The organism is Nocardioides sp. YIM 152588 (assembly GCF_040191335.1).
Lineage (GTDB): Bacteria > Actinomycetota > Actinomycetes > Propionibacteriales > Nocardioidaceae > Nocardioides.
In genome coordinates this window covers 16,185-41,306 of sequence record NZ_JBEGDJ010000007.1, presented here as the reverse complement: position 1 = coordinate 41,306, position 25,122 = coordinate 16,185, and the positions used below count along the sequence as shown (strand labels likewise).

General features: G+C 72.4%; 20 protein-coding genes and 1 tRNA gene. 8 read left to right on the top strand and 13 right to left on the bottom strand.

The features are described 5' to 3' along the window. The first annotated feature begins 58 nt into the window (after positions 1 to 58). Positions 59 to 1,174: a glycosyltransferase gene (locus tag ABLM29_RS05715; RefSeq protein WP_349712995.1), complete on the top strand. Its 1,116-nt coding sequence runs from the start codon at positions 59 to 61 to the stop codon at positions 1,172 to 1,174. A 3-nt stretch (positions 1,175 to 1,177) separates the two neighbouring features. Here ABLM29_RS05715 and mptB read toward each other — a convergent pair whose 3' ends face one another. After that, positions 1,178 to 2,704: a polyprenol phosphomannose-dependent alpha 1,6 mannosyltransferase MptB gene (gene mptB / locus ABLM29_RS05710; protein ID WP_349712994.1), complete on the bottom strand. Its 1,527-nt coding sequence runs from the start codon at positions 2,702 to 2,704 to the stop codon at positions 1,178 to 1,180. A gap of 179 nt (positions 2,705 to 2,883) precedes the next feature. Between mptB and ABLM29_RS05705 the strand changes: the two genes are divergently transcribed. Continuing rightward, positions 2,884 to 3,633, top strand: a complete 750-nt coding sequence (locus tag ABLM29_RS05705) for a DUF2189 domain-containing protein (protein ID WP_349712993.1) — start codon at positions 2,884 to 2,886, stop codon at positions 3,631 to 3,633. 163 nt (positions 3,634 to 3,796) lie between these two features. Beyond that, positions 3,797 to 4,264, top strand: a complete 468-nt coding sequence (locus ABLM29_RS05700; protein WP_349712991.1) for a nitroreductase family deazaflavin-dependent oxidoreductase — start codon at positions 3,797 to 3,799, stop codon at positions 4,262 to 4,264. Positions 4,265 to 4,430: 166 nt separating this feature from the next. Here ABLM29_RS05700 and ABLM29_RS05695 read toward each other — a convergent pair whose 3' ends face one another. After that, positions 4,431 to 5,561 carry a response regulator transcription factor gene (locus tag ABLM29_RS05695; protein WP_349712990.1) on the bottom strand — a complete coding sequence of 377 codons (1,131 nt, stop codon included), beginning with the start codon at positions 5,559 to 5,561 and terminating at the stop codon, positions 4,431 to 4,433. A gap of 137 nt (positions 5,562 to 5,698) precedes the next feature. Between ABLM29_RS05695 and ABLM29_RS05690 the strand changes: the two genes are divergently transcribed. After that, positions 5,699 to 7,069, top strand: a complete 1,371-nt coding sequence (locus ABLM29_RS05690) for an FAD-binding oxidoreductase (RefSeq protein ID WP_349712989.1) — start codon at positions 5,699 to 5,701, stop codon at positions 7,067 to 7,069. Between the two features lie 9 nt (positions 7,070 to 7,078). Here ABLM29_RS05690 and ABLM29_RS05685 read toward each other — a convergent pair whose 3' ends face one another. From ABLM29_RS05685 to ABLM29_RS05675, 3 genes are all read right to left on the bottom strand, one after another. Beyond that, a complete protein-coding gene (locus ABLM29_RS05685; protein ID WP_349712988.1) occupies positions 7,079 to 8,656 on the bottom strand; it encodes a GMC family oxidoreductase in 1,578 nt (525 codons plus the stop codon). Positions 8,657 to 8,757: 101 nt separating this feature from the next. Then, positions 8,758 to 9,591, bottom strand: a complete 834-nt coding sequence (locus tag ABLM29_RS05680; protein ID WP_349712987.1) for an NAD(P)H-binding protein — start codon at positions 9,589 to 9,591, stop codon at positions 8,758 to 8,760. A 286-nt stretch (positions 9,592 to 9,877) separates the two neighbouring features. Further along, a tRNA-Tyr gene (locus tag ABLM29_RS05675) sits at positions 9,878 to 9,959 on the bottom strand. Between the two features lie 122 nt (positions 9,960 to 10,081). Here ABLM29_RS05675 and ABLM29_RS05670 point away from each other — a divergent pair. Together ABLM29_RS05670 and ABLM29_RS05665 are read left to right on the top strand one after the other, a co-directional pair. After that, the gene (locus ABLM29_RS05670) at positions 10,082 to 10,573 is read left to right on the top strand and encodes a YajQ family cyclic di-GMP-binding protein (protein WP_349712986.1); all 492 of its coding nucleotides are present in this window, start codon (positions 10,082 to 10,084) and stop codon (positions 10,571 to 10,573) included. A 308-nt stretch (positions 10,574 to 10,881) separates the two neighbouring features. After that, the gene (locus tag ABLM29_RS05665; protein ID WP_349712984.1) at positions 10,882 to 11,346 is read left to right on the top strand and encodes an SRPBCC domain-containing protein; all 465 of its coding nucleotides are present in this window, start codon (positions 10,882 to 10,884) and stop codon (positions 11,344 to 11,346) included. Positions 11,347 to 11,543: 197 nt separating this feature from the next. Here the strand turns inward: ABLM29_RS05665 and ABLM29_RS05660 are convergent, their stop codons facing one another. The 4 genes from ABLM29_RS05660 to ABLM29_RS05645 are packed head-to-tail and all read right to left on the bottom strand — an operon-like array spanning position 11,544 to position 15,240. Continuing rightward, positions 11,544 to 12,539, bottom strand: a complete 996-nt coding sequence (locus ABLM29_RS05660) for a sulfate/molybdate ABC transporter ATP-binding protein (RefSeq protein WP_349712983.1) — start codon at positions 12,537 to 12,539, stop codon at positions 11,544 to 11,546. Position 12,540: 1 nt separating this feature from the next. Further along, positions 12,541 to 13,350 carry a sulfate ABC transporter permease gene (locus ABLM29_RS05655; protein ID WP_349712982.1) on the bottom strand — a complete coding sequence of 270 codons (810 nt, stop codon included), beginning with the start codon at positions 13,348 to 13,350 and terminating at the stop codon, positions 12,541 to 12,543. Further along, complete coding sequence (gene cysT / locus ABLM29_RS05650) at positions 13,343 to 14,200, bottom strand: sulfate ABC transporter permease subunit CysT (protein WP_349712981.1); 858 nt, start codon at positions 14,198 to 14,200, stop codon at positions 13,343 to 13,345. The genes ABLM29_RS05655 and cysT overlap by 8 nt, the downstream gene beginning before the upstream one ends. Beyond that, complete coding sequence (locus ABLM29_RS05645; protein ID WP_349712980.1) at positions 14,197 to 15,240, bottom strand: sulfate ABC transporter substrate-binding protein; 1,044 nt, start codon at positions 15,238 to 15,240, stop codon at positions 14,197 to 14,199. Before ABLM29_RS05645 ends, cysT begins: the two co-directional genes overlap by 4 nt. Positions 15,241 to 15,579: 339 nt before the next feature. Between ABLM29_RS05645 and ABLM29_RS05640 the strand changes: the two genes are divergently transcribed. Continuing rightward, the gene (locus ABLM29_RS05640) at positions 15,580 to 17,547 is read left to right on the top strand and encodes a 2-oxoacid:acceptor oxidoreductase subunit alpha (protein WP_502889175.1); all 1,968 of its coding nucleotides are present in this window, start codon (positions 15,580 to 15,582) and stop codon (positions 17,545 to 17,547) included. Next, on the top strand, positions 17,544 to 18,650 hold the full coding sequence (locus tag ABLM29_RS05635) for a 2-oxoacid:ferredoxin oxidoreductase subunit beta (protein ID WP_349712979.1): 1,107 nt from the start codon (positions 17,544 to 17,546) through the stop codon (positions 18,648 to 18,650). The genes ABLM29_RS05640 and ABLM29_RS05635 overlap by 4 nt, the downstream gene beginning before the upstream one ends. 286 nt (positions 18,651 to 18,936) lie before the next feature. On the opposite strand, the gene ABLM29_RS05630 is transcribed toward ABLM29_RS05635, so the two are convergent. Genes ABLM29_RS05630 through nuoL form a run of 4 tightly spaced genes read right to left on the bottom strand, consistent with a single transcriptional unit; the run spans position 18,937 to position 25,112 of the window. Then, complete coding sequence (locus tag ABLM29_RS05630) at positions 18,937 to 19,980, bottom strand: polyprenyl synthetase family protein (RefSeq protein ID WP_349712978.1); 1,044 nt, start codon at positions 19,978 to 19,980, stop codon at positions 18,937 to 18,939. Beyond that, the gene (nuoN, locus tag ABLM29_RS05625; RefSeq protein WP_349712977.1) at positions 19,977 to 21,578 is read right to left on the bottom strand and encodes an NADH-quinone oxidoreductase subunit NuoN; all 1,602 of its coding nucleotides are present in this window, start codon (positions 21,576 to 21,578) and stop codon (positions 19,977 to 19,979) included. The genes ABLM29_RS05630 and nuoN overlap by 4 nt, the downstream gene beginning before the upstream one ends. After that, on the bottom strand, positions 21,578 to 23,119 hold the full coding sequence (locus ABLM29_RS05620; RefSeq protein ID WP_349712976.1) for an NADH-quinone oxidoreductase subunit M: 1,542 nt from the start codon (positions 23,117 to 23,119) through the stop codon (positions 21,578 to 21,580). Before ABLM29_RS05620 ends, nuoN begins: the two co-directional genes overlap by 1 nt. Positions 23,120 to 23,168: 49 nt before the next feature. Continuing rightward, positions 23,169 to 25,112 (bottom strand): NADH-quinone oxidoreductase subunit L, encoded by a 1,944-nt coding sequence (gene nuoL, locus ABLM29_RS05615; protein WP_349712975.1) that lies wholly within the window; start codon positions 25,110 to 25,112, stop codon positions 23,169 to 23,171. Between the last annotated feature and the right edge of the window lie 10 nt (positions 25,113 to 25,122).

Below are 25,122 nucleotides of genomic sequence, written 5' to 3'. Positions count from 1 at the left end.
ACCTGACCTCCACCCGCAGGTCGCGATCCGTTCACCGCGATTCGGGATGGTCTGCCGCGTGCGCATCGCCCAGCTCGCCAATTTCGTCGGGGCGGCGTCGGGCGGCATGAAGACGGCCCTCGCCGAGCTCGGCAAGGGGTACGTCGACGCCGGGGTCGAGCGGCTCCTCGTGGTGCCCGGACCGGCCGACGCCGTCGAGGAGACCCCGCTCGGGCCGGTGGTCACGGTCCGCGCGCCGCGGGTCGGCGGCGGCTACCGCCTGATCGTGGAGCCGTGGCGGCTGGTCGACACCCTGGAGCGGTTCGCGCCGACCTCGATCGAGTGGAACGACAAGCTGACCCTGCTGCCGGTGGCCTGGTGGGCACGGCGCGCCGGGGTGCGCACGGTCTGCCTCTCGCACGAGCGGCTGACCGACATGTTCGCGATGCGCAGCGGGAAGCCGACCACCTCGAAGGTCTCCATCGGGGTGGTGAACCGGCTGGTCGTGCGCTCCTTCGACGTCCTCGTGGTCACCTCCCGCTACGCCCAGGCCGAGTTCCAGGCGCTGGCCGACGCGGCCGGCTGCCCGATCGAGCGGGTGCCGCTCGGCGTGGACCTGGCGACCTTCCGCCCGGGACCGCAGCGGGAGCCCGACGGCGCGCTGCGGCTGGTCCACGTGGGGCGCCTGTCCCGCGAGAAGTCGCCCCACCTGGCGGTGGCCACCGCGGTCGAGCTGCACCGCCGCGGCGTACCGGTCCGGATGGACGTGTACGGCGAGGGGCCGCACCGCCACGAGCTGGAGGAGATCGCGGGCACGGCGCCGGTCACCTTGCACGGCTTCGTCGGCGGCCGCGAGGAGCTGCGGCAGCGGATCGCCGCGGCCGACGTCTCGCTCTCGGTCTGCCCCGGGGAGACCTTCGGGCTGGCGGTGCTGGAGGCGCTGGCCTGCGGCACCCCGGTGGTGACCGCGGACCGCGGCGGCGCGCGCGAGCTGGTCGACGCCCGCTCCGGCGCCTGGGGCGCCCCGGACCCGGCCTCGCTGGCGGACGCGGTGCTGCGCGTGGCCGAGCGGCCCGTGCCGTCGCGCCGCGCCGGAGCCCGGGCGCGCGCGGAGGAGTTCCCGTGGTCGCGGACGGTCGAGCGGATGCTCGCGGTGCACGCCGGGGAGCCGGTCGAGGTACCGATCCCGGCCTGACCGCTACCGCCGGGGCGACTGCCCCGGCATGACCAGCCACCGCGACGACGAGATCCGGTCGATGCTCTCCCGCGCCGGCCGGGTGAGCAGGATCAGCGGGACCAGCACGGCCAGCGTCATGCACCCGGTGACGATCGCCAGGTAGGCGCCGTGCAGGGACGAGTCCAGCGGCGCCACCAGCCCGAGCACCACGGAGAGGACGAGCAGCGCCGCGGTGGCGGTCCGGCCGAGCCTGAGGGTGGCCAGGAACGGCGGCAGCAGCAGGAAGTACCACAGGTGCACCACCGGGCAGAGCAGCACGAACGCCCCGGCGGTCAACGCGGTGGCGCCGATGGCGGCGCCGCGGTCGCCGGTGCGCCAGCGCAGCGCCACGCCGACCGCCACGGCGAGCGAGGCGACCACGCCCAGCGTCCGGAACAGGTCCCGGAACGTGTCCGGGTCGGTGCCGAGTCCCAGCCCTGCGACGATCGTGTCGAGCAGCCGCCCCAGCATGGTGGTGATCGACAGCGGCGTCTCCACCTCGCCGGGGACGGTGAGCGCCTGGATCCAGCCGTGGCCCAGGCCGGTCACCGCGCCGAGCCCGAAGAGGGTGCCGAGCGCGACGGCGGCGACCGCGGCGAGGCGGCGCAGCCGCGGGCGCAGGGCGGCCGCCGCGGGCAGCGTGACCAGGGCGACCGCGATGCAGACCAGCCCGCCGGGCAGCTTCACGGCCGCCGCGAGGCCGCCGACCACCGCTCCCCAGGCCCAGCCTCGCTCGACCGCGACGACCAGCGCGGCAGCCATCAGGCCGACCACCAGCAGGTCGTTGTGGAGCCCGCCCACCCCGTTGGCGAGCATCAGCGGCGAGGCGAGCACGATCGCCGAGGCCAGCGCCGGGTTCGCGCCGGTCCACGAGGCGAGCCGCGGCACCGCCCAGGCGAGGAGGCCGAGACCGACCAGCGCCAGGCAGCGGTGGGCGATCACCAGCATCCACGGGTTGCCGGTCTGCCCGGCGACCAGGCTGCCGAAGAAGAGCGGCAGCGGCCCGTACGGCGTCGAGGTGTCCATCCACATCGGGTCGACGGCCTGGACGATCGGCTCGGACTGCCACGGCAGCAGCGACCAGACCGGCGGTAGCAGGGCGGCGGGGCCGTGGTCGTACGGCGACAGCCCGACCCGCGCGAGCATCCCCTGGGCGGCGTACGACCAGCCGTCGCGGGAGAAGAGCGGCGGGGCGAGCAGCAGCGGCGCGGACCACACGACCGTCGCGAAGCGGACCAGGCCGAGCGCGTCCGCCCGGCTCTGCGGGTCACGCTCGCCGGCGGTGGCCACCTGGCGGCAGATCGTCAGCCAGGCGCTGGCGACCAGCGCCAGCCCGACCAGCACCACGGTCAGGCCCACCATGCGCCCGGCCTCGGCGCCGCGCACCGCGGCCAGGGTGGCCGAGCGGAGCACCGGCGCGGACGGCGGGATGGTGGCGACGAGGAACCCGCCGACGAGGACGAGGAGGCTGCCGAGCAGCCCGCGGGCGACCGGCGGCAGGGAGCTCACGGCCGGAACGTAGGCAGTCGATCCGACGGGGAGTTGAACGGCACTCCAACCGTCGGCGACGGTTCGATTCACCGGCGTGATGACCAGTTTGAGGTGTGCCGGGGCACCCGGACGGGCACTACATTGCTGCGCGCCACCGTCTCGACCCGGCGCCCCGAGGATCCTGCGAAGGAGTCACGATGTCCGAGAACCCGCCCCCTCCGCCCCCGCCGGGAGGGACCCCGCCCCCGCCGCCGCCCCCGCCGGAGGGTGGCTGGGGCGCGCCGCCGCCGAGCCCGGCCGGCGCCTGGGACGTCGCCGCCTGCCTGAGCTACTCGTGGAAGAAGTTCAACGAGAACATGGCGCAGATCGTGCTGGCCGCGGTCGGTCTGATCGTCGCGATCGCGATCGTCTACGGCCTCGGCTTCCTGGTGGTCGGGGCGCTGACCAGCTGGGACACCCCGTTCCTCGTCTCGCTCTTCCTCTACTCGGTGCTCTACGGGGCGGTCTTCGTCGTCGCTCAGCTGCTCGCCGCCGCGATCATCCGCGGCGCGCTGGCGATCACGGAGGGCCGCGAGTTCTGGGCCGCGGACGCGTTCAAGTTCGAGCAGATCGGCCCGGTCCTGGTCACCGCGCTGCTGGTCGGCGCCGCCACCACCGTCGGCTTCATCCTCTGCTACCTGCCGGGCCTCATCGTCGCGTTCCTCACCAGCTACTCGCTGTACTTCGTGCTGGACAAGAACCTGGCGCCGGTGGACGCCATCCGGGCCAGCTTCGAGCTGGTCCGGGACAACCTGGGCAACGCGCTGGTCTGGTACCTGATCGGCGGCGTGATCGCCGCGGTCGGCGCGTTCCTGTGCCTGGTCGGCGCCATCTTCACGTTCCCGCTGGTGCTGATCGGCACCGCCTACACCTACAAGGTCTTCACCGGCCAGGAGGTCGCCGCCTAGTGGCCTGCGCGCGAAATCCGTGCCTTGAGTCGTGCGCCGGGTGCGTGCATCGCAAGGCGGCGGAGCGCCGAGCTACCGGGCGTATCTCAAGCTCTGCCAACGCAGCGAGGTGCGTGCTCGGGGTGCGACTCAGGGTGCGGATTTCAAGTGCAGGTCGCTCGGCATGGGGCTCCTGACACCGGTCGCGATCAGGCTCGGCTCCTACCCCTGGATGCCGAGGCTGCTCCCGCAGATCACCTGGACCGACAAGAACCTGCAGCGCCTCACCGGCGGCAGGTACGGCGTCCTGGACGCGGCCGGGCTGCCGAACCTGATGCTCACGGTGCCCGGCCGGAAGACCGGGATCCCCCGCTCCACGCCGCTGCTCTGCGTCCCGCACGGCGGCGGCTGGCTCGTCGCCGGGTCGAACTTCGGCGGCGCCAAGCCACCGGTCTGGGTCGGCAACCTCCGGGCCGCCGAGACCGCGCAGGTCCGCTACCGCGGCCGCGAGCGGACGGTCACCTGGCGCGAGGTGACCGGCGAGGAGAAGGACCGGCTCTGGGCGCACATGCGCACCATCTGGCCGAACTACGACAAGTACACGGAGTGGACCGACCGGGAGATCCCGGTCTTCCTGCTGTCGCCGGCCTGAGGCCCGGAGGTTTCGAGGCTCGTCGCTAGCGCTCCTCGCACCTCAACCACCGGGCGCCCGGTGGTTGAGGTGCGAGGCGCCCCGGCGCCGAGCCTCGAAACCACCATCGCCGGTGGGGTGGTTTCGAGGCTCGCTTCGCTCGCACCTCAACCACCGGCAGGGGCGCCTAGGCGAACCAGCCGGACGGCGAGAGCTGGTTGCCCATCCGCGGCACGTACTGGTCGAAGTAGACCCGCGCGATCAGCTCGCGGCGCGACCGCACGTCGGCCTTGTCGAAGACCGCCTTCAGGTGGTCCTGGACGGTGTACGACGACAGGTGCAGCGTCTGTGCGATCTCCTTGGTGTCGACGCCCTGGAGCACCAGCTGGGCGACGTCGCGCTCGCGCGGGGTGAGCCCGAACGCGGCGACCACCAGCGCCACGATCTCCGGCGGCCGGGCCTCCTCGATGGTGATCACCACGTCGCCGTCGTGGTCGCTCGACGCGCTCAGCGGGCCGGCCTGCAGCACCAGCCACATCCCGGTGCTGGTCCGGACGCGGCTGCGCGCCGGGTTCCCGGCGTCGCCGCGGCCGAACCGCCGGGCGGCGCCGATCAACGCCGCGATCGGGGCGAGCGGGTCGCCGTGGTGCGGACCGCTGACCAGGTCGACCAGCCGCTGCTCGGCGGCGGGCGTCATCTGGGTGATCTGGTTGTCCGACCCGACGATCACGACCGCGGGCCCTGCCGGGGCCGGCGACCCGACCATGCCCTCGGCGATCCGGGCCAGCAGCCCGGTGCGGACTCCCCGGGCGAACGGCGCCGCGAGGGAGGCCAGGAACGCCACCTCGCCGGCGTCGAACGGCCGGTCGTCCTCGCCGCGGAACAGCGCCATCGCGCCCCAGGCCTCGCGGCCGTCGCGGAACGCCATGCGGGCCTCGTCCCCGAAGCCGAAGTGGGGCTTCATGAACGCCGCCATCCGGTGCGAGCGCTCCACCTCGCCGCCGGTCACCAGGTGCACCCCGGCGGCGGGGACGGCGGCGACCGCGAGCTCGGTGAAGGCGGTCTCCTCGACGCTGCCGTACTCGACGATCCCGAACTCGTGGTCCCGGCTGTTGCACTCGCGCAGCGAGCCGTACTTGCGGGCGCTGGTCATCATGTGGGTCGCCGGGTCGTGGGTCGCCACGCAGGCACTCACCCACGGGACGGCGCGGCGGACCGAGTCGACCGCCTCGCCGAGGAACTCGTCGAGGTCGAGGCCGGCCCGGGCCACGACGTCGACGTCCTGGCGTACGCGCTCGGCGGTCAGTCCTCGGGCCATGACAGCAGTGTGCGCCGAACCCCGCCGCGGGGGAATCCCAGATTCCTGGGTGGTCCATACCTCCCAGCTCCGACGCCGGAATCACCCCACCCGATCGGGATGGTCCGCCACGGCCCCGCGGCAGCAGGGTTGCCGCCATGACAACCACCCCTGACATCACCCTTCGCTCGGGCCTCACCACGGCCTGCGAGCTCCACCTCCCCGGCGACCCCGGGTACGACGTCGCACGGCTGGCCTGGAACCTCGCCGTCGACCAGCGCCCCGCCGCCGTCGCCCTGCCCCGCACCGTGGACCAGGTCCGCGACGTCGTCCGCGCCGCCGCCACCGCCGGGCTGCGGGTCGCCCCGCAGAGCACCGGACACGGCGCGGCCGCCCTCGGCGAGCAGGATCTCGACGACGTCGTCCTGGTCCGGCTCTCCGCGCTGACCGGCGTCGAGGTCGACCCGGCGCGGCCCGCCGCGCGGGTGCTCGGCGGCACCCTGTGGCAGGAGGTCGTCGAGGCGGCCGCCCCGCACGGGCTGACCGCGCTGCACGGCTCGGCGCCCGACGTCGCGGTCGCCGGCTACGTCCTCGGCGGCGGCCTCTCCTTCTACGGCCGCACCCACGGCCTCGCCGCGAACTCCGTCCGCGCGGCCGACGTGGTGCTCGCCGACGGCACGCTGGTCCGGGCGTCGGCGACCGAGCACCCCGACCTGTTCTGGGCGCTGCGCGGCGGCGGGGGCAACCTCGGCGTCGTGGTCGCCCTGGAGATCGACCTGCTCCCCTACGCCGAGGTGTACGCCGGCATGCTGCTCTGGGACCGCGAGCGGGCCCCCGAGGTGGTGCCCGCCTGGGTCGAGTGGAGCCGCACCGCGCCGGAGTCGGCCACGACCTCGCTGCGGGTGATGAGCTTCCCGCCGCTGCCCGAGCTGCCGCCGTTCCTGTCGGGGCGCGACCTGGTGATCGTCGACGGCGCCGTCCTGGAGGCCGACGAGCGCGCCGCGGAGGTGCTGGCGCCGCTGCGGGCGCTCGCCCCCGAGATGGACACCTTCGCCCGGGTCCCGGCGTCCGCGCTGACCGAGGTGCACATGGACCCGCCGGCGCCCTCGCCGGCGGTCGGCGACCACTCCGTCCTCGGCCCCCTGGACGCGGACGGCGTCGCGGCGCTGCTCGCCCAGGTGGGACCCGGCACCCGCAGCGGCCTGATGTTCGCCGAGCTGCGCCACCTCGGCGGGGCGTTCGCCCGGCCGGTGCCCGGCGGCGGCGTACTGTCCTCCATCGCCGGCGACTACGCGCTGCTCTGCGTGGCGATGGCGCCGACCCCGGAGGCGGTCGTGGCCGGGAGGGCCGCCGCGTTCAGCGTGGTCCGGGCGATGGCGCCGTGGGCCCAGCGCTCACTGGTGCCGACCTTCGCCGAGACCCGGGTGGACGCCAGCCGGTTCTACGACGACGAGGACTGGCTGCGGGTGTGCCGGGTCCGGGACGAGCTGGACCCGCGGCGCGTCCTGGTGGCCAACCACCGGCTCTGACGGGTCGGGTCAGCCGCGGAGCAGGTCGGCCGCCTTCTCCCCCACCATCAGCGTCGGCGCGTGGGTGTTCCCGTGGGTGACCCGCGGGAACACCGACGCGTCGGCGACCCGGAGGCCGGTGACGCCGTGGACCCGCAGCTCGGGGTCGACGACCCCGGTCACCTCGGTGCCGATCCGGGCGGTGCAGGACGGGTGGTAGGTGTGCTCGACCTTGCGGCGGACGTCCCGCACCAGGTCGTCGTGGCCGACGTCGCCGCCCGGGTGGATCTCCTTGCCGATGATCCCGCGCAGCGGCCCGGCGGCCATCACCTCCCGCGCGCGCTCGAGGCCGGCGACCATCGCCGCCATGTCCTCGGGCTCGGCGAAGTAGTCGAACCGCACGGCCGGCTTGATCTTCGGGTCGGCGGTGCGCAGCCGCACCTCCCCGGTGCTCCGCGAGCCGACCAGGGAGCACCCCAACGCGACCGCCGGCGTCGGGTGGGTGGCGGCGCCGTGCTGCCAGAAGTACGCCGGCGCCCCGATCAGCTGCATCGCCGGGGCGTCGTCGCGGTCGCGGGTGTGGAAGAAGGCGCCGGCCTCCCCGACGTTCGAGGTGAGCAGCCCGCGGCCGCGGAGCAGGAACCGGAGCAGCTGCGCCGGCTTCTCGGCCTCGGCCAGCGTGCCGGTCGCGCTGGTCTCCCAGTTCGCCACGTACATCGGGTGGTCCATCAGGTGGGCGCCCACGTTCGGGTTGTCGACAACCACGTCGACGCCGTGCTCGCGCAGGTGGTCGGCGGGCCCGACGCCGGAGAGCATCAGCACGTGCGGCGTACCGAAGGCGCCGGCGGCGAGGACGACCTCCCGCTCGGCCCGGACCGTCACCCGGCGTCCCTCCCGCTCGACGTCGACCCCGGCGACGGCGCCGCCGGCCAGGGCCAGGCGCAGGACGGTGCTGTCGGTCCACACCGTGAAGTTCTTCCGCCGGCGGGCCGGCGCGATCCAGCCGTCGGCGGTGGTCCAGCGGCGGCCGCGGTGCTGGGTGACCTGGTAGAGCCCGGCGCCGACCTGCTCGGCCCCGTTGAAGTCGTCGTTGCGCGGCAGGCCGGCCTCGACCATCGCCTCGACCATCCGCTGGCTGACCTCGTTGGGCGAGCGCGGGTCCTCGACGTACTGCGGCCCGTCGCCGCCGTGGAGGGCGTCGGCGCCGCGCGAGTTGTGCTCGGAGCGGCGGAAGTACGGCAGCACCTCGTCGTAGGACCACCCCTTGGCGCCGGCCTCGGCCCAGCCGTCGAAGTCCGCGCGGTTGCCGCGGATGTAGATCATCGCGTTCTGGCTGCTGCAGCCGCCGAGCATCCTGCCCCGCGGGTGGTAGATCCGCCGGCCGTCGAGGTGCGGCTCGGGCTCGGTCGTGTAGTCCCAGTCGAGGTCGGTGTGGAACTGCTGGGCGAACGCCGCCGGGACGCGGACCGCCATCTTCCTGTGGGAGCCGCCGGCCTCGATCAGGAGCACGCGGGTGCCCGGATCCTCGGAGAGCCGGCCGGCGACGACGGCACCACCGGAGCCGGCGCCGATCACGACGTAGTCGTAGGTGGTCTCGTCACTCGCCATGTCCGCCCCCGCCGTCCGACACCAGGTGGTGACGAGCATCACACGTCGGGGCCGGGCTCGCATCCCCCGGACGCCGGCAGGGTGCCCGCGGACGGACCGCCTCAGCCGCCGAGCGTCTCCTCCAGGCTGCGGGCCGGGTGGCCGGTCAGGAGCGCGACCCCGTCGCTGACCGCGGCGAGCGAGCCGTCGCGGATCGCGGTGTAGGTGCTGACCCAGGCGTCGAGCTGCCAGTCGGCGGCGCCGTACTGCTCCCGCCGCCAGGCGTACGCCGCCTCCTCGGTCTCGTCCTCGAAGCGCAGGTCGCGCCCGAGCACCGCGCCGGCGCGCGCGGCCACCTCGGCCATGGTCAGCGACTCGGGTCCGGTGAGCGTGTAGGCCACCCCGGCGTGGGGCCCCGGGTCGCGGAGGACCGCGACCGCCGCGTCGGCGACGTCGGCGCGCGCCACCGGCGCGAAGCGGCCGTCGCCGGCCGGACCGCGGATGACGCCGTCGGCGTCGGCGAAGTACGGCAGCACGTCAAGGTAGAAGTTGTCGCGCAGGAACGTGAACGCCATCCGGCTCCCGCGGATCGCTGCCTCGGCGTCGGCGTGGTCGCGTCCGAGGGTGAAGGTCGCGTCGGGGGCGGCGCCGTCGAACGAGGTGTAGACGACGTGCCGCACCCCCGCCTCGACGGCGGCACCGATGAAGGTGCGGTGCTGGTCGCGGCGGTCGACCGCCTCGGCGGCGGAGACCATGAACAGCACCTCGGCACCCGCCAGTGCGGCGACGGCGGCCGCGTGGTCGGCGTACTCGCAGGCGCGCACGTCGGTGTCGAAGTCGGGCGCGCGGGCCGGGTCTCGGACGACGAGGCGCAGGTCGTTGCGCATGTCCGCGGCGAGGGCGCGGGCCACCCGGCCGCCGACGGCGCCCGTGGCCCCGGTGACGGCGATCGTCATGCGCGGTCCGCGGTGGCGGCTGGCGGTGCGGTCATCCGTCCAGTCTGGCGCGGGGCGGCAAGCCGTGGCTCGTGGCGGCTGCGGGCGCTGGCGTGGGTCGTGTGCCTGAGACCCCTCCATGCCGGTGCGTGGGACTCACGACTCGGGCCGGGCGTCGGTCGTGTGCCTGAGGCCCGCTCATGGCGGGCCCTGGGGCACACGACCCACCCCGAGCGCCCGCGCCGGGACCGAAAAACGAACCAGCCCCGACCCGCGTCTCCGCTGGTCAGGGCTGGTTCTCTTGCCGTGGCAGGTAGTGGATTCGAACCACTGTAGGCAATGCCGGCTGATTTACAGTCAGCTCCCTTTGGCCGCTCGGGCAACCTGCCGGGCTGTCGTCGAGAGCATCCCGGTTAACCCCGGGTTTGCCGCTCGGTGACGACGCGAAACAATAGCGCAGTACCACCCCGAGACCGAAAACCGCACACACCAACCAGCGCAGGTGACACCCATGGCCGACTCCTCCTTCGACATCGTCAGCAAGCTCGACCGGCAGGAGGTCGACAACGCCCTGGGCCAGTGCGCCCGCGAGATCGCGACCCGGTTCGACTTCAAGGGCACCGGCGCCACGATCGAGTGGAAGGGCGAGAACGCGATCGAGATCACCGCCTCCGCCGACGACCGCGCGAGCGCCGTGCTGAGCGTCTTCCAGGACAAGCTGATCAAGCGCAACCAGTCGCTGAAGATCCTCGACGCTGGCGAGCCCCGCCCCTCGGGCCAGCAGTCCAAGATCGGCATCGCCCTCAAGGAGGGCATCACCTCCGAGGACGCGAAGAAGATCTCCAAGCTGATCCGCGACGAGGGCCCGAAGGGCGTCAAGGCGCAGATCCAGGGCGACGAGCTGCGCGTCTCCTCCAAGAAGCGCGACGACCTGCAGGCCGTGATCGCGCTGGTGAAGGCGCAGGACTACGACTTCGCGGTGCAGTTCACCAACTACCGCTGATCCGCGGTCCCACGCCGATCTGGTCGGTCGTTCACGGTGGTTCCAGCCCGTTACGACGGGCTGGAACCGACGCAGACGGCCGGGTAGTGCGGTGGACCGCGTGTTACATGCCCTCAGGCCCGCGCCGCCTCGGGGTCGTGTGCCCCAGGCCCCGGCATATGGGGTTCTCAGGCACACGACCCACGCCAGCCGACCGCCACCCACGCCAGCCGACCGCCAGCCGACGGCCAGCCGCCAGCCGACCGCCAGCCGCCGACCTACCCCCGATCGGGCAGGCGGCGCCCCCCTCACCGGGCTAGCCTCCCGGGATGAACCCATCGGCGCGGGTCGAGATCACCGCGCCGCTCGAGCTGGTCTGGCAGGTCATGCTGGACACGGAGCGGTACGGCGAGTGGAACCCGTTCGTGGTGCGCGTCGAGACCGAGCAGCCGGCCGCGATCGGGAACCCGATCGTGCTGCACGTGGCGTGGGCCAGCGGCCGGCGGTCCCGCTCGCCCGAGCGGATCACCGCGCTCGACCCGCCGTCGACGCTCGGCGAGCGGACCACCGCCCGGATGTCCTACGACTACGAGGGCTGGCCGGCGCGGTTCGGCCTGGTCCGCGGCACCCGGCACCAGCGGCTGGAGCAGGTCGCCGGCGGGGCGACCGTCTACGAGACCGTCGAGGAGTTCTCCGGTCCGCTGGTCCTGCTCGCCGGGCCCGGGAGGGTGGCGGACGGCTTCCGCCGGCACGCGGAGGCGCTGAGGGCGCGCGCCGAGGAGCTCGCCCGGTGACCCCAGCCGACGTACGCGTCGGGTGAGAGGTGTTCGCGGCGGGGTCCGGGGACAATCGGACCCCGCCGCGGCGACCGACCCGGGGTACAGGCGGGTCGGCCGCACCTGGGGTTCGCGGCGGGGTCCGGGGACAATCGGACCCCGCCGCGGCGACCGACCCGAAGCAGCATCGGGCCGGCCGCGTCTCGGGCGGTCGATCAGACGGCGACCATCGACGGCACCGTGGTGGCGCCGACCGACGGGGACAGCCAGACCCGGCTGCCGAGCTCGAGGTCGAGGGCGTGGGCGTGGCTGCGGGTCAGTACGACGGAGACGGGCCCGCCGCGGTGGTGCAGGCCGATGCTCTCGTCGATCTCGACGGTCAGCCGCATCTCGAAGCCGACCCGGAGCATCCGCACGACCCGCCCCGGGAGCGCGCCGGCCCGGCCGGGCTGCAGCGTGACGTCGACGTCGTGCGGCCGCAGGCTCAGCGGCCCCAGCTCCGTCACGTCGCCGAGGAAGCCCATCACGAAGTCGTTGGCCGGCTGGTCGTAGAGCTCGTCGGGGCTGCCGACCTGCTCGATCCGGCCGCCGTTGACGACGACGATCTCGTCGGCGACCTCCATCGCCTCCTCCTGGTCGTGGGTGACGAAGACCGTGGTCACGTGCACCTCGTCGTGCAGCCGGCGCAGCCAGTCGCGCAGCTCCTTGCGGACCTTGGCGTCCAGCGCGCCGAACGGCTCGTCGAGCAGCAGCACGCTGGGCTCCACGGCGAGCGCCCGGGCCAGCGCCATCCGCTGCCGCTGGCCGCCGGAGAGCTGGGAGGGCATCCGGTGCGCGAACGGCGCGAGGTGCACCAGCTCGAGCAGCTCCTCGACCCGGCGGTTCACCTCCGCCCGCGGCCGCTTGCGGATCTCCATCCCGAACGCGACGTTCTTGGCGACCGTCATGTGCTTGAAGACGGCGTAGTGCTGGAAGACGAAGCCGACGTTGCGCTTCTGCGGCGGCAGGCTCGTGGCGTCGACCCCCTCGATGGCCACCGTGCCCGAGTCGGCCGTGTCCAGCCCGGCGATGATCCGGAGCAGCGTCGACTTGCCGCCGCCCGAGGGGCCGAGCAGCGCGGTGAGCTGTCCGGTCGGCAGCGAGACGCTGACGTCGTCCAGGGCGTAGAAGTCGCCGTAGCGCTTGGTGATGTTGCGAACCTCGATGGACATGTCAGTGCTTCTCCTTGGGTCGGAGGATGGAGACGACGACGATGCAGAGCACGCTCGCGAAGGCGAGCACGAAGGAGACGGCGTACGCCGAGGACTGCTGGAACCCCTGGTACTGGGTCTCGACCAGCAGGGTGGCCGTCTGGGTGCGGTCCACGACGTTGCCGGAGACGATCTTGACCGCCCCGAACTCGCCGAGGGAGCGGGCGAGGCTGAGCACGACGCCGTAGACGACGGCCCACTTGATGCTGGGCAGGGTGATCCGCCAGAAGGTCTGCCGGGTGTTCGCGCCGAGGCTGCGCGCGGCCTGCTCCTGCTCGTCGCCGATCTCGGTGAGCACCGGGACGACCTCGCGGATCACCAGCGGCAGCGCGACGAAGCAGGTGGCCATGATCATCCCGGGGCCGCTGAAGATGACCTGGAACCCCCAGGACTCCAGCGTCGGGCCGAACCAGCCGGTGCGGCCGTTGTAGATCAGCAGCAGGGCCAGGCCCACGACGACCGGCGAGACCGCCATCGGCAGGTCGATCAGCGCCGAGAGGACCCGCTTGCCGGGGAACTCGTGGCGCACCAGGAGGATCGAGATCGTGACGCCGAAGACCAGGTTGATCAGCACCGCCTGGACGGCCACCTGGGCGGTCAGCGACAGCGCGTGCACCACGTGCGGGTCGGCGAGCAGGTCGAGGACCGGGCCGACGCCGTCCGCGAAGGCCTCCCGCACGACCGTGGAGACCGGCCAGGCGACCAGCAGGAGCACGTAGCCGACCGCGACCAGGCGCAGCAGCCAGCGGACCGGGGTGGTGAGCTCAACCACGGCGGCTCACCCGCCGCTGCACCAGGTCGAGCCCGACGATCACGACCAGGGCGACGCCCAGCATCAGGCTGGCCACGGCGGCGGCCGAGGCCGTGCTGCCGTTCTCGACGTGGGTGAGGACCCGCACCGAGACCACCTCGGTCTGGAACGGCCGGTTGCCGCTGAGCAGCACCAGCGACCCGTACTCGGCGATGGCGCGGGCGAAGGAGAGCACGGCGCCGGCGGCGATCGCCGGCACGAGGGCCGGCAGCACGACGCGGCGCAGGATGGTGCGCCGGTTGGCGCCGAGCGAGGCGGCGGCCTCCTCCGCGTCGGGCTCCAGCTCGCCGAGGACGGGCTGCACGGTGCGGACGACGAACGGCAGCGTCACGAACGCCAGCGCCAGCGCGACCGCGCGCTCGGAGTACGCCCAGTCGAGGCCGAGCGGGCTGGAGGGGCCGTAGAGGCCGAGCAGCACCAGGCCGGCGACGATCGTCGGCAGCGCGAACGGGATGTCGATGACGACGTCCAGCACGGCGCGGCCCCAGAACCGGTCCCGGACCAGCACCCACGCGATCACGGTGCCCATCACCACGTTGACGCCGGTGACCAGCAGCGCCTGACCGACCGTGAGCCGCACCGCGGCCAGGGTCTGCGGGCTGGTGACGGTGTCCCAGTAGCCGGCCCACCCGCGCTCGCCGGCCGTCACCACGATCGCGGCGAGCGGGATCAGCACGAGCAGGCTGAACCACGTGACGGCGATGCCGAGTCCGATCGACGAGCCGGTGGTGAGGGTGGTGCGGGGACGGCGCGACCGGGGCCGGCCCCGCGGCGGGGCGCCCGGCGGCGCCTCGAGGGTGGCGGCGCTCATTCCGCGGCCTCCGCACCGGACGCCTCGATCAGCGCCGGGATGACGCCGAGCGGCTCCCCGTCCTCGCCGTCGGCGAAGAACTTCTCGGCCGCCGCGCCCCAGCCGCCGAAGTCGGCGTCGATGGTGAAGAGGTGGCGCGGGGCCGGGAACGGGTCGGCCGGGTCGTTGGCGCCCTCGACCGCGGGCAGCTCCACGCCGTCCACCCCGGCGACGGGCCGGAACCCGAAGCCGGCGTACAGCTCCTGGGCGGGGGCGGACTCCATGAAGTCGAGGAACTCCCGGGCGCCGTCGCCCGAGCCCACGGTCACCGCGGCGGGGTTCTCGATGAGCAGGGTGTCGTCGGGGACCACGTAGTCGATCGCCTCGCCGTTCTGCTTGGCCAGGATCGCCTCGTTCTCGTAGGAGAGCAGCACGTCCTGGTCGCCTTCGACGAACGCCGAGGTCGCCTCGCGGCCCGAGGCCGGCAGCACCGGGGTGTGGGCGAGCAGGTCGGCGACGAACTGCTTCGCCTCGGCGTCGCTGCCGCCGTTGCCGGCCACGTGAGCCCACGCGGCGAGCATGTTCCAGCGCGCCGCGCCGGACGAGCCGGGGTTGGGGGTGACCACCTCGACGCCGGGGTCGACGAGGTCGTCCCAGCCGGTGATCCCCAGCGGGTTCCCCTCGCGCACGACCAGCACGACCACCGAGGAGGTGGCGATGCCGCTGGTCGGCGTCTCCTTCCAATCCTCGGCGACCAGCCCCTCGTCGACGAGGCGGGTCACGTCGGTCTCGAGCGAGAAGTGCACGACGTCGGCGTCGGCGCCCGCGACGACGGCGCGGCTCTGGTCCCCGGAGGCGCCGTACGACGGCGTGAAGGTCACGTCGGCGCCGGCGTCGGTCGCCGCGAAGGCGTCGTACACGTCGGCGTTGGCGGTCTCCATCACCGAGAAGGCGACCACCGACAGGCCGCTGTCCGAGGTCGCAGCACCGGTCGAGGTGCAGCCCGCCAGGGCGACCGTCCCGGTCACCGTCAGCGCCGCCGCCTTGATCGTCCGCTTCATGTCACAGCTCCTGTGTTCGGAGGCTCCATTGAGCCCCTTCTGGGTTAATACAAGTAGATTAATAGTCTTAAGCGACACACCTTGGCAAGCCCTGTTCCTGCCTCGATGGCCCGAATGGGAGGAGATGTGCGCCACGCCCAAGGCGCCCACGGAGCGGCGCCGGCGCGGAATATATGATTTTGCCGTTTATCCTTGGAGTGCCGCGGAAACGACCTGGACACTTGTCCAGTTTGCGGAACGGAACGCACTCCCAGAAGTGGAACAGGTTCTAGAGTGGGACGACCGGTGCGACCGCGGCACCACGAACGCACTGCCCCATGGACGAGGAAGTAGATCGACGTGAGCCAGACCAAGCAGGTCAAGCAGCTGGATCGAGTGATCATCCGCTTCGCCGGTGACTCCGGCGACGGCATGCAGCTGACCGGCGACAGGTTCACCCAGGAGTCGGCCGTCTTCGGCAACGACCTGGTGACCCTGCCGAACTTCCCGGCCGAGATCCGCGCCCCCCAGGGCACGCTGCCGGGCGTCTCGTCGTTCCAGATCCACTTCGCCGACCACGACATCCTGACCGCGGGCGACCGGCCCGACGTGCTGGTGGCGATGAACCCGGCGGCGCTCAAGGCGAACCTGGGCGACCTGCCGAAGGGCGCGACGATCATCGTCGACACCCACGACTTCACCAAGCGCAACCTGGACAAGGCCGGGTACGACGCCAACCCGCTGGACCTGCTGGGCGACGCCAACGACCCGCTCGCGGAGTTCAACGTCTTCCCCGTCGACCTGACCGGGATGACCGTCGAGGCCGTCAAGGAGTTCGGCCTGACCCGCAAGGACGCCAGCCGCTCCAAGAACATGTTCGCCCTCGGCCTGCTGTCCTGGATGTACGGGCGGCCGACCGAGCCCACCGTGGCGTTCGTGGAGAGGAAGTTCTCCAAGAAGGCCGACATCCGCGACGCGAACATCACCGCGTTCAAGGCCGGCTGGAACTTCGGCGAGACCACCGAGACCTTCGTCGTCCAGTACGAGATCAAGCCCGCCGCGATGGCGCCGGGCACCTACCGCAACATCACCGGCAACCTGGCGCTCTCCTACGGCCTGGTCGCGGGCGGCGTGCGGTCCGGGCTCCCGATCTTCCTCGGCACCTACCCGATCACCCCGGCCTCCGACATCCTCCACGAGCTGTCGAAGCACAAGGCGTTCGGCGTCACCACGTTCCAGGCCGAGGACGAGATCGCCGGCATCGGCGCCGCGATCGGCGCGTCGTTCGCCGGCGCGCTCGGCATCACCTCGACCTCGGGCCCCGGCGTCGCGCTGAAGTCCGAGGCGATGGGCCTCGCGGTGATGACCGAGCTGCCGCTGGTCGTCGTCGACGTGCAGCGCGGCGGACCGTCCACCGGCCTGCCCACCAAGACCGAGCAGGCCGACCTGCTGCAGGCCATGTACGGCCGCAACGGCGAGGCGCCGATCCCGATCGTCGCGCCCCAGTCCCCCGGCGACTGCTTCGCCGCCGCCGTCGAGGCCACCCGGATCGCGGTCACCTACCGCACGCCGGTGATGCTGCTCTCCGACGGCTACCTGGCCAACGGCTCCGAGCCCTGGCAGATCCCGGCCGTGGACGAGCTGCCCGCAATCGACCCCGACTTCGCGACGGCACCGAACCACGTGTCGAAGAAGAGCGCGGACGGCGAGGCCGACGAGTTCTGGCCCTACCTGCGCGACCCCGAGACCCTGGCCCGCCCCTGGGCGGTCCCGGGTACCGCGGGCCTCGAGCACCGGATCGGCGGCCTGGAGAAGGGCGACGGCCACGGCAACATCTCCTACGACCCGGCCAACCACGACTTCATGGTCCGCACGCGCCAGGCGAAGATCGAGCGGATCGCCGACTCGCTGCCGCCGCTGGAGGTCGACGACCCGTCGGGCGCGGCGAAGGTGCTGGTGATCGGCTGGGGCTCGACGTACGGTCCGATCGGCGCGGCCTGCCGCCGGGTCCGCCGCGCCGGCTACAACGTCGCGCAGGCGCACCTGCGCCACCTGAACCCGTTCCCGAAGGACCTCGGCGAGATCCTCAAGCGGTACGACAAGGTGCTGGTCCCGGAGATGAACCTCGGCCAGCTCTCCCGCCTGCTGCGCGCGGAGTACCTCGTCGACGCGATCGGCTACAACCACGTCTACGGCCTGCCGCTGAAGGCCGCCGAGCTCGCCGAGGCCATCGGCCAGCTCGTCGCGGACGCCGAGGAGATCCCGGTCGACCTCGGCGAGCACGGCCTCAACCCGCCCGCCGACCACGAGGAGGCACCGCTCCGATGAGCACCACCGACCTTCCCCTGCCCGTCCTCCGCGGCGGCACCGACGCGGTCCCCACCCTCGCCGAGGGCCAGACCCAGACCGCCAAGGAGTTCTCCAGCGACCAGGAGGTCCGCTGGTGCCCCGGCTGCGGCGACTACGCCGTCCTCAAGGCCGTCCAGTCCTTCCTCCCCGACCTCGGCCTCCGCCGCGAGAACATCGTCTTCGTCTCCGGCATCGGCTGCAGCTCCCGCTTCCCGTACTACCTCGACACCTACGGGATGCACTCCATCCACGGCCGAGCCCCCTCCATCGCCACCGGCATCGCCACCAGCCGCGAGGACCTCTCCGTCTGGGTCGTCACCGGCGACGGCGACGCCCTCTCCATCGGCGGCAACCACCTCATCCACGCCCTGCGCCGCAACGTCAACATGACGATCCTGCTGTTCAACAACCGGATCTACGGCCTCACCAAGGGCCAGTACTCCCCCACCAGCGAGACCGGCAAGGTCACCAAGTCCACCCCCGTGGGCTCCATCGACCACCCCTTCAACCCGGTCTCCCTGGCCCTCGGCGCCGAGGCCACCTTCGTCGCCCGCACCATCGACTCCGACCGCAAGCACCTCACCGCGGTCCTCGCCGCCGCAGCCGCCCACCGCGGCACCTCCCTGGTCGAGATCTACCAGAACTGCCCGATCTTCAACGACGGCGCCTTCGACGCCATCAAGGACCGCGACAGCGCCCAGCACGCGATCATCCCGTTGGTGCACGGCCAGCCGATCACGTTCGGCGTCCGCGACGAGGAGACCGGCCTCGGCGACAAGGCCCTGGTCCGGGGCACGGGCGGCGGCGTCGAGGTGGTCGAGACCTCGTCCGTGGCCGTCGAGGAGATCGTGGTCCACGACCAGGCCAACCCCGACCCGTCGACCGCGTTCGCGATCAGCCGCCTCACCGACTCCGGCTACCTCAACCGCTCCCCGATCGGCATCTTCCGCCAGGTCGAGCGCGCGACGTACGACGACCAGGCCCGCGCCCAGGTCGCCGCCGCGTCCGACGCGGCCGTCGGCAGCGCCGAGGACCGGCTCGCCGCGCTGATCAACGCCGGGGACACCTGGACCATCGGCTGACGCCTGCGTGGTCGATCGACACGACAAGAGCCCCGGCCTGGCGGTCGGGGCTCTCGTGCGTCTGGGGGCGGGCGCTGGGAGGGGTCGTGTGCCTCAGGCATCGGGATAGCGGGGTCTCGGGCACACGGGACGCGCCGGGCGCGGGTCGTGTGCCTCAGGCATCGGCATAGCGGGGTCTCAGGCACACGACGCAACCCACCCGAGCCCACAGCCCGCTCGTGTGCCCCACACACCGCCATACGCCGGCCTCAGCCAGCCCCAACCGGCCCCACGCCGCCGCCACGGCTCAGGCCGAGCGCACCGCCACGACGTCGGCGAACGCCTCCAGCGCCGAGCGCACCGACCCCTCGGGCAGCGCGGCGAGCAGCTTCTTGGCCTCCTGGGCCCGCGCGACGACGTAGGCGCGCGCCTCGTCCATCGCGGGGTGCTTGCGGAGCAGCTCCAGCGCCTCGGCGTGGGCATCGGCGTCGGCGGCCAGGTCGGTGCGCTTCGGGTCGAGCAGCTCCACGAGGCGGGCGTCGCCCGGGTCGGTCGAGGCGCGCGCCATCAGCACCGGCAGGGTGGGCACGCCCTCGCGCAGGTCGGTGCCCGGCGTCTTGCCCGACTCCTCGGTCTCGGAGGCGATGTCGAGGATGTCGTCGGAGAGCTGGAAGGCGGTGCCGACCAGCTCGCCGTACTCCGTGAGCGCCTCGACGACCTCCGGCGACGCCCCGGAGAACAGGGCGCCGTAGTGGGCCGAGGTGGCGATCAGCGAACCGGTCTTGCCGGCGACGACCTCGAGGTAGTGCGCCAGCGGGTCCTCGTCCGGACCGGGCTCGACGGTCTCCAGGATCTGGCCCTCGACCAGGCGGGTGAAGGTCTCGGCCTGGATCCGCACGGCGTCCGGACCGAGCTGGGCGGTGAGCTCGGAGGACTTCGCGAAGAGGAAGTCGCCGGTGAGGATCGCGACCAGGTTGTCCCAACGGGAGTTGGCCGAGTCGGCGCCGCGACGCAGGTCGGCCTCGTCCATCACGTCGTCGTGGTAGAGCGAGCCGACGTGGGTGATCTCGACGACGCACGCGGCGGTGAGCACCTCCGGCGCCGCGGGGCGCGGCCCGGCCTCGGCGGCCAGCAGCACCAGCAGCGGCCGGAACCGCTTGCCGCCGGCGGCCAGCAGGTGGCGCGCGGCCTCGGTGACGAACGGGGCCCGGCTGGTCGCGTGGTCGAACAGCGCGGACTCCACGGCGACCAGGCGCTCGCGGAGGCGCTCGGCCAGGCCGGTGTCGTCGATGGGGAGCGCCAGCTCGGCCGTGGCCTCGGGCGCCGGTCGGTCCTGAACAGGAGGGGTCACCTGATGAAGTCTCCCGTACCCACCACGAGGTCGAGCACCGGCCCCGGCACGATGCCGAGCAGGAGGGTCGCCGCCAGGCACACCGTGACGGTCACCGTGGTGAACGCCGAGGGGATCGCGACCGCGCCCTCCTCGTCCGGGTGGGCGTCGCTGAAGAACATCAGCCGGACGTACCGGACGTAGAAGAAGACCGCGATGATGCTGGACCCGATCGCCACCAGCACGACCGGCCACGCGCCGGCCGACATGGCCGACGTGAAGACCGCCCACTTGCCGATGAAGCCCGCGGTCAGCGGGATGCCAGCCATCGAGAGCAGGAAGAAGGCGAACGCCCCGGCCACCAGCGGCGAGCGCTTGCCCAGGCCCGCCCAGTGCGAGAAGCCGGTGGCCTCGCCGCCCGGGTCGCGGACCAGGGTGACGATCGCGAACGCGCCCACCATCGAGAAGCCGTACGCCGTCAGGTAGAACAGCACCCCGTCCAGCGACGTGTACTGGCCCTCCGCCAGCAGGCCGGCGCTCTGCGCGCCGAGGACGCCGGTCAGGATGAAGCCGCTGTGGGCCACCGAGGAGTACGCCAGCATCCGCTTCACGTCGGTCTGCGGGATCGCCAGCACGGCGCCGACGATCATGCTGAGGATGGCGACCACCCACAGCATCGGCTGCCACGTCCACCGCTCGCCGTCGAAGGCGACGTAGAGCAGGCGCGCCATCGCGCCGAACGCGGCGATCTTGGTGCCGGCGGCCATGAACGCGGTGACCGCGGTCGGGGCGCCCTGGTAGACGTCGGGGGTCCAGGACTGGAACGGCACGGCGCCGACCTTGAAGAAGAGTCCGACCGCGAGCAGCGCGATGCCGGCCAGCAGCAGGCCCTGGTTGTCGGCGCCGCCGCGGATGGCCTCGTTGATCCCGGCGAAGTCCATCGACCCGGAGTAGCCGTAGACCAACGCGGCGCCGTAGAGGAAGAACCCGGAGGAGAAGGCGCCGAGGAGGAAGTACTTGAGCGCGGCCTCCTGGCTGAGCAGGCGACGGCGGCGGGCCAGCCCGCAGAGCAGGTAGAGCGGCAGCGACAGCACCTCGAGCGCGACGAACATGGTGAGCAGGTCGCCCGACGCGGGGAACAGCAGCATGCCGCCGGTGGCGAACAGCATCAGCGGGTAGACCTCGGTGTGCTCGAGGCCCATCGTGGAGGCCTCGCGCTCGGCCTCGGTGCCCGGCAGCGCGGAGGCCTGCCCGGCGAAGCCGGAGACGCCGCCCTCGAGCCGGCGCTCGGAGAAGAGCGCCGCGCCGCCGATCGCGAAGACCAGCAGCAGGCCCCACAGGTAGACGGTCGGGCCGTCGATGATGACGCTGCCCTCGGCGCCGACCAGGCCGCGCGCGGTCTGCCCGGCGGCCCCGGTGTGCTCCTCCAGGTCCATCCCGATGATCACGGTGGCGACCAGCGCGGCGACGAGGCCGGCGATGGTCAGGACCAGCTGCGGGACCCGGCGCGCGCCGCGCGGCAGGAACGCCTCGAGCAGCACGCCCAGGCAGGCGGTGCCGAAGACGATGAGCAGCGGCAGCAGCTCGACGTACTCCAGGTCAGGCTTCGTGAACTCCATCAGTGCGCCTCCTCCGCGTGGTCACCGGCGGGTTCGACCTCGACGACGGTCGGTGGGTCGTCGCTCACCCCGATCTGGGCGAACAGGTCCTCCACCATCGGGTTGCTGACCTCCAGCAACGGGCCGGGGAAGAAGCCGAAGAGCACCAGCGCCAACACCAGCGGCGCCACCGCCCCGACCTCCCGCACGCCCAGGTCGGGCGTCCCGGCGAACTTCTCCGGCGTCGGCCCGGTGAACGAGCGCTGGTAGAGCCAGAGGACGTAGATCGCCGCCAGCACGACCGCGGTGACGGCGATCGCGCCGACGAACCAGTGGTACTGGAACGCCGACAGCAGGACCAGGAACTCCGAGACGAACGGGCTCAGGCCCGGCAGGCCGAGCGTCGCCAGGCCGGCCACCAGGAAGATCCCGGCGAGCACCGGCGTGACCTTCTCCAGGCCGCCCATCTCGCTGATCAGCGTGGTGCCGCTGCGCTTGATCGCGTAGCCGGCGGCGAGGAAGAGCAGCGCGGTGCCGAGGCCGTGGTTGACCATGTAGAGGATCGCGCCCGAGCCGCCCTGGGTGGAGAAGGCGAAGATGCCGAGCGTGATCAGGCCGAAGTGGCTCAACGAGGTGAGGCCGATCAGGCGCAGCACGTCGTCCTGCCCGATCGCCAGCAGCGCGCCGTAGACGATCGAGATCAGCGCGAGCGTGACCACGAGCGGGGTCGCCCACTCGGAGGCCTCGGGGAAGATCCCCAGGCAGAACCGGAGCATGCCGAAGGTGCCGATCTTGTCGAGCACGCAGACCAGCAGCACCGAGGTGCCCGGCGTCGCCTTCTCCGTGGTGTCGGCCAGCCAGGTGTGCACCGGGAAGAGCGGCGCCTTCACGGCGAACGCGGCGAAGAAGCCGACGAAGAGCCAGCGCCCGACGTCGGTGGAGATGTCGAGGCCCTCCAGGTCGCCGAGCAGGTACGACGGCGTGCCGGCCTGCGCGGAGACGACGTAGAGCCCCACCACCGACGCCAGCAGCACCAGGCCGCCGGCGAGCTGGAAGATGAGGAACTTCAGCGCCGCCCCGCCGCGGCCGGCCCGGCCGAAGCCGCCGACCAGGAAGTAGGCCGGGATCAGGGTGGCCTCGAAGACGACGTAGAAGAGGAAGACGTCCATCGCGCAGAAGACGGCCAGCGCGAGGCCCTCCAGGGCCAGGACCCACGCCAGGTAGGCCTTCGGCCCGGCGCCGTCGGGGTCGTCGCTGGTGTGCCACTCGGCGACGATCACGATCGGCACCAGCAGGACGGTCAGCAGCACCATGAGCAGGCCGAGGCCGTCGACCCCGAGCGCGTAGTGCACGCCGAAGGCGCTGATCCAGTCGTGGGTCTCGGTGAGCTGCCGCCCGCCGTCGGTCTCGTAGGCGATGGCGACGGCGACCGCCACGGCGAGCGTCGCCAGCGCGACCCCGAGGCCGAGGGTCTTGGCGACGGTGCGCGGCGCGAACGCGACCGCGACAGCGCCGACCAGCGGCAGCCAGATCAGGAGGGAGAGGACCGGGAAGTCGTTCATCGGGGTCCCCGATCAAAGCGGAACGAAGTGAGCATTTGAATGGGGTAGATCACAGGTTCACCGCCACCAGGGTCAGGACCAGGAGCAGCGCCCCGGCGAGGACGGACAGGGCGTAGGACCGCACGTAGCCGGTCTGCAACCGGCGTAGGCCGATCCCGACGCCGGTCACCGTGGTGCCGCCGCCGCCGAAGGCGCCGTCGACCAGCGACTTGTCGGCCGCGACCGCGGAGCGCACCGCGACCATGCCGGGGGCGACCACCAGGGTGTCGTTGATCGCGTCGCCGTACAGGTCGGCCCGTCCGGCCCTGGTCACGAAGGACACGTCCTCCGGCGCCTCGCGCGGCACCTCGTCGCGGCCGACGAACCACCAGGCGGCGAAGACGCCGATCGCGACGACGACCACCGCGAGCGCGCTGATCCCGATCGCCGGGATCGGCGGCTCGACGTGTGGCGTGTGGCCGATGACGGGGGTCAGCACGTCGACGATCCAGTCGTTGAGCAGCAGGACGCCGGAGACCACCGAGAGGGCGGCGAGCACGATCAGCGGGATGGTCATCACCGCGGGGCTCTCGTGCGGGTGGACGCCGTCGGCCCACCGCTTCTCGGTGAAGAAGGTCATCAGCATCAGCCGGGTCATGTAGAAGCCGGTGATGCCGGCGCCGAGCAGCGCGCAGAGGCCGACGACCCAGTTCTCGGTGAGCGCGACCTCGATGATCTTGTCCTTGGACCAGAACCCGGAGAAGCCGGGGAACCCGATGATGGCCAGGTAGCCCATCGCGAAGGTGAGGAAGGTGACCGGGAGCGCCTTGCTCAGCGCCCCGTAGTGGCGCATGTCGACGTCGTCGTCCATCGCGTGCATCACCGAGCCGGCGCCGAGGAACATGTTCGCCTTGAAGGCGCCGTGCGCGAGCAGGTGGAAGATCGCGAAGGCGTAGCCGGCCGGGCCGAGTCCGGCCGCGAGCATCATGTAGCCGATCTGGCTCATCGTGGAGCCGGCCAGCACCTTCTTGATGTCGTCCTTCGCGCATCCGATCACCGCACCGAACAGCAGCGTGACCGTGCCGACCACGACCACCGCGGTCCGCGCGGTCGGGGCCAGGTCGAAGATGAAGTTGGAGCGGACCACCAGGTAGACGCCGGCGGTCACCATCGTCGCCGCGTGGATCAGCGCCGAGACCGGCGTCGGGCCCTCCATCGCGTCCAGCAGCCAGGCCTGCAGCGGCACCTGGGCGGACTTGCCGCAGGCGCCGACGAGCAGCAGCACGCCGATCCAGTTCAACGTGGTCTCGGTGGCCCCGGGCGCGAGCTCGCTGACCCCGGTGAAGCTGACCGTGCCGAAGGTGACGAACATCAGGAAGATGGCGAGGCTCAGCCCCATGTCACCGACCCGGTTGATCACGAACGCCTTCTTGGCCGCGGCCGCCGCCGTGGGCTTGTGCTGCCAGAAGCCGATCAGCAGGTACGACGCCAGGCCGACGCCCTCCCAGCCGAGGAAGAGCCCCACATAGTTCTCGGCCAGCACCAGCATCAGCATCGCGGCCATGAACAGGTTGAGGTACGCGAAGAAGCGGCGCCGGCGCGGGTCGTGCGCCATGTAGCCGTTGGAGTACAGGAAGATCAGCGACCCGACGCCGGTGATCAGCAGCAGGAAGAGCGCCGAGAGCGGGTCGTAGAGCAGGTCCATCTCGACGTCGAGGCCGCCGACGGAGAACCAGGTCCACAGGTGCTGGGCGATCTGGCGGTCGTCGTCGGCGCGCCCGAGCAGCTGGACGAAGACGACCACGCTCAGGATGAAGGAGCCGAACGCCGTCGCGGTGCCGAGCAGGTGGCCCCAGGCGTCGGTGAGCTTGCCGCCGAGCAGCAGGATCGCGGCGCCGGCGGCCGGCAGCGCGATGATCAGCCACAGCAGCGTGAACGCGCCGTCGGCCTCCACCGGGGCCACCACCGGGGCGTGGCTCTCGGCGGCAGCGGCCAGTGAGACGAGTGCAGACATCGGCGTCCCC

Excerpts from the sequence above, each read along its gene's own strand:
- ABLM29_RS05705 (WP_349712993.1), top strand. The coding sequence starts at position 2,884 with ATGTCCGAGAACCCGCCCCCTCCGCCCCCGCCGGGAGGGACCCCGCCC.
- ABLM29_RS05700 (WP_349712991.1), top strand. The coding sequence starts at position 3,797 with ATGGGGCTCCTGACACCGGTCGCGATCAGGCTCGGCTCCTACCCCTGG.
- ABLM29_RS05695 (WP_349712990.1), bottom strand. The coding sequence starts at position 5,561 with ATGGCCCGAGGACTGACCGCCGAGCGCGTACGCCAGGACGTCGACGTC.
- ABLM29_RS05690 (WP_349712989.1), top strand. The coding sequence starts at position 5,699 with ATGACAACCACCCCTGACATCACCCTTCGCTCGGGCCTCACCACGGCC.
- ABLM29_RS05685 (WP_349712988.1), bottom strand. The coding sequence starts at position 8,656 with ATGGCGAGTGACGAGACCACCTACGACTACGTCGTGATCGGCGCCGGC.
- ABLM29_RS05680 (WP_349712987.1), bottom strand. The coding sequence starts at position 9,591 with ATGACGATCGCCGTCACCGGGGCCACGGGCGCCGTCGGCGGCCGGGTG.
- ABLM29_RS05670 (WP_349712986.1), top strand. The coding sequence starts at position 10,082 with ATGGCCGACTCCTCCTTCGACATCGTCAGCAAGCTCGACCGGCAGGAG.
- ABLM29_RS05665 (WP_349712984.1), top strand. The coding sequence starts at position 10,882 with ATGAACCCATCGGCGCGGGTCGAGATCACCGCGCCGCTCGAGCTGGTC.
- ABLM29_RS05660 (WP_349712983.1), bottom strand. The coding sequence starts at position 12,539 with ATGTCCATCGAGGTTCGCAACATCACCAAGCGCTACGGCGACTTCTAC.
- cysT (WP_349712981.1), bottom strand. The coding sequence starts at position 14,200 with ATGAGCGCCGCCACCCTCGAGGCGCCGCCGGGCGCCCCGCCGCGGGGC.
- ABLM29_RS05645 (WP_349712980.1), bottom strand. The coding sequence starts at position 15,240 with ATGAAGCGGACGATCAAGGCGGCGGCGCTGACGGTGACCGGGACGGTC.
- ABLM29_RS05635 (WP_349712979.1), top strand. The coding sequence starts at position 17,544 with ATGAGCACCACCGACCTTCCCCTGCCCGTCCTCCGCGGCGGCACCGAC.
- nuoN (WP_349712977.1), bottom strand. The coding sequence starts at position 21,578 with ATGGAGTTCACGAAGCCTGACCTGGAGTACGTCGAGCTGCTGCCGCTG.
- ABLM29_RS05620 (WP_349712976.1), bottom strand. The coding sequence starts at position 23,119 with ATGAACGACTTCCCGGTCCTCTCCCTCCTGATCTGGCTGCCGCTGGTC.
- nuoL (WP_349712975.1), bottom strand. The coding sequence starts at position 25,112 with ATGTCTGCACTCGTCTCACTGGCCGCTGCCGCCGAGAGCCACGCCCCG.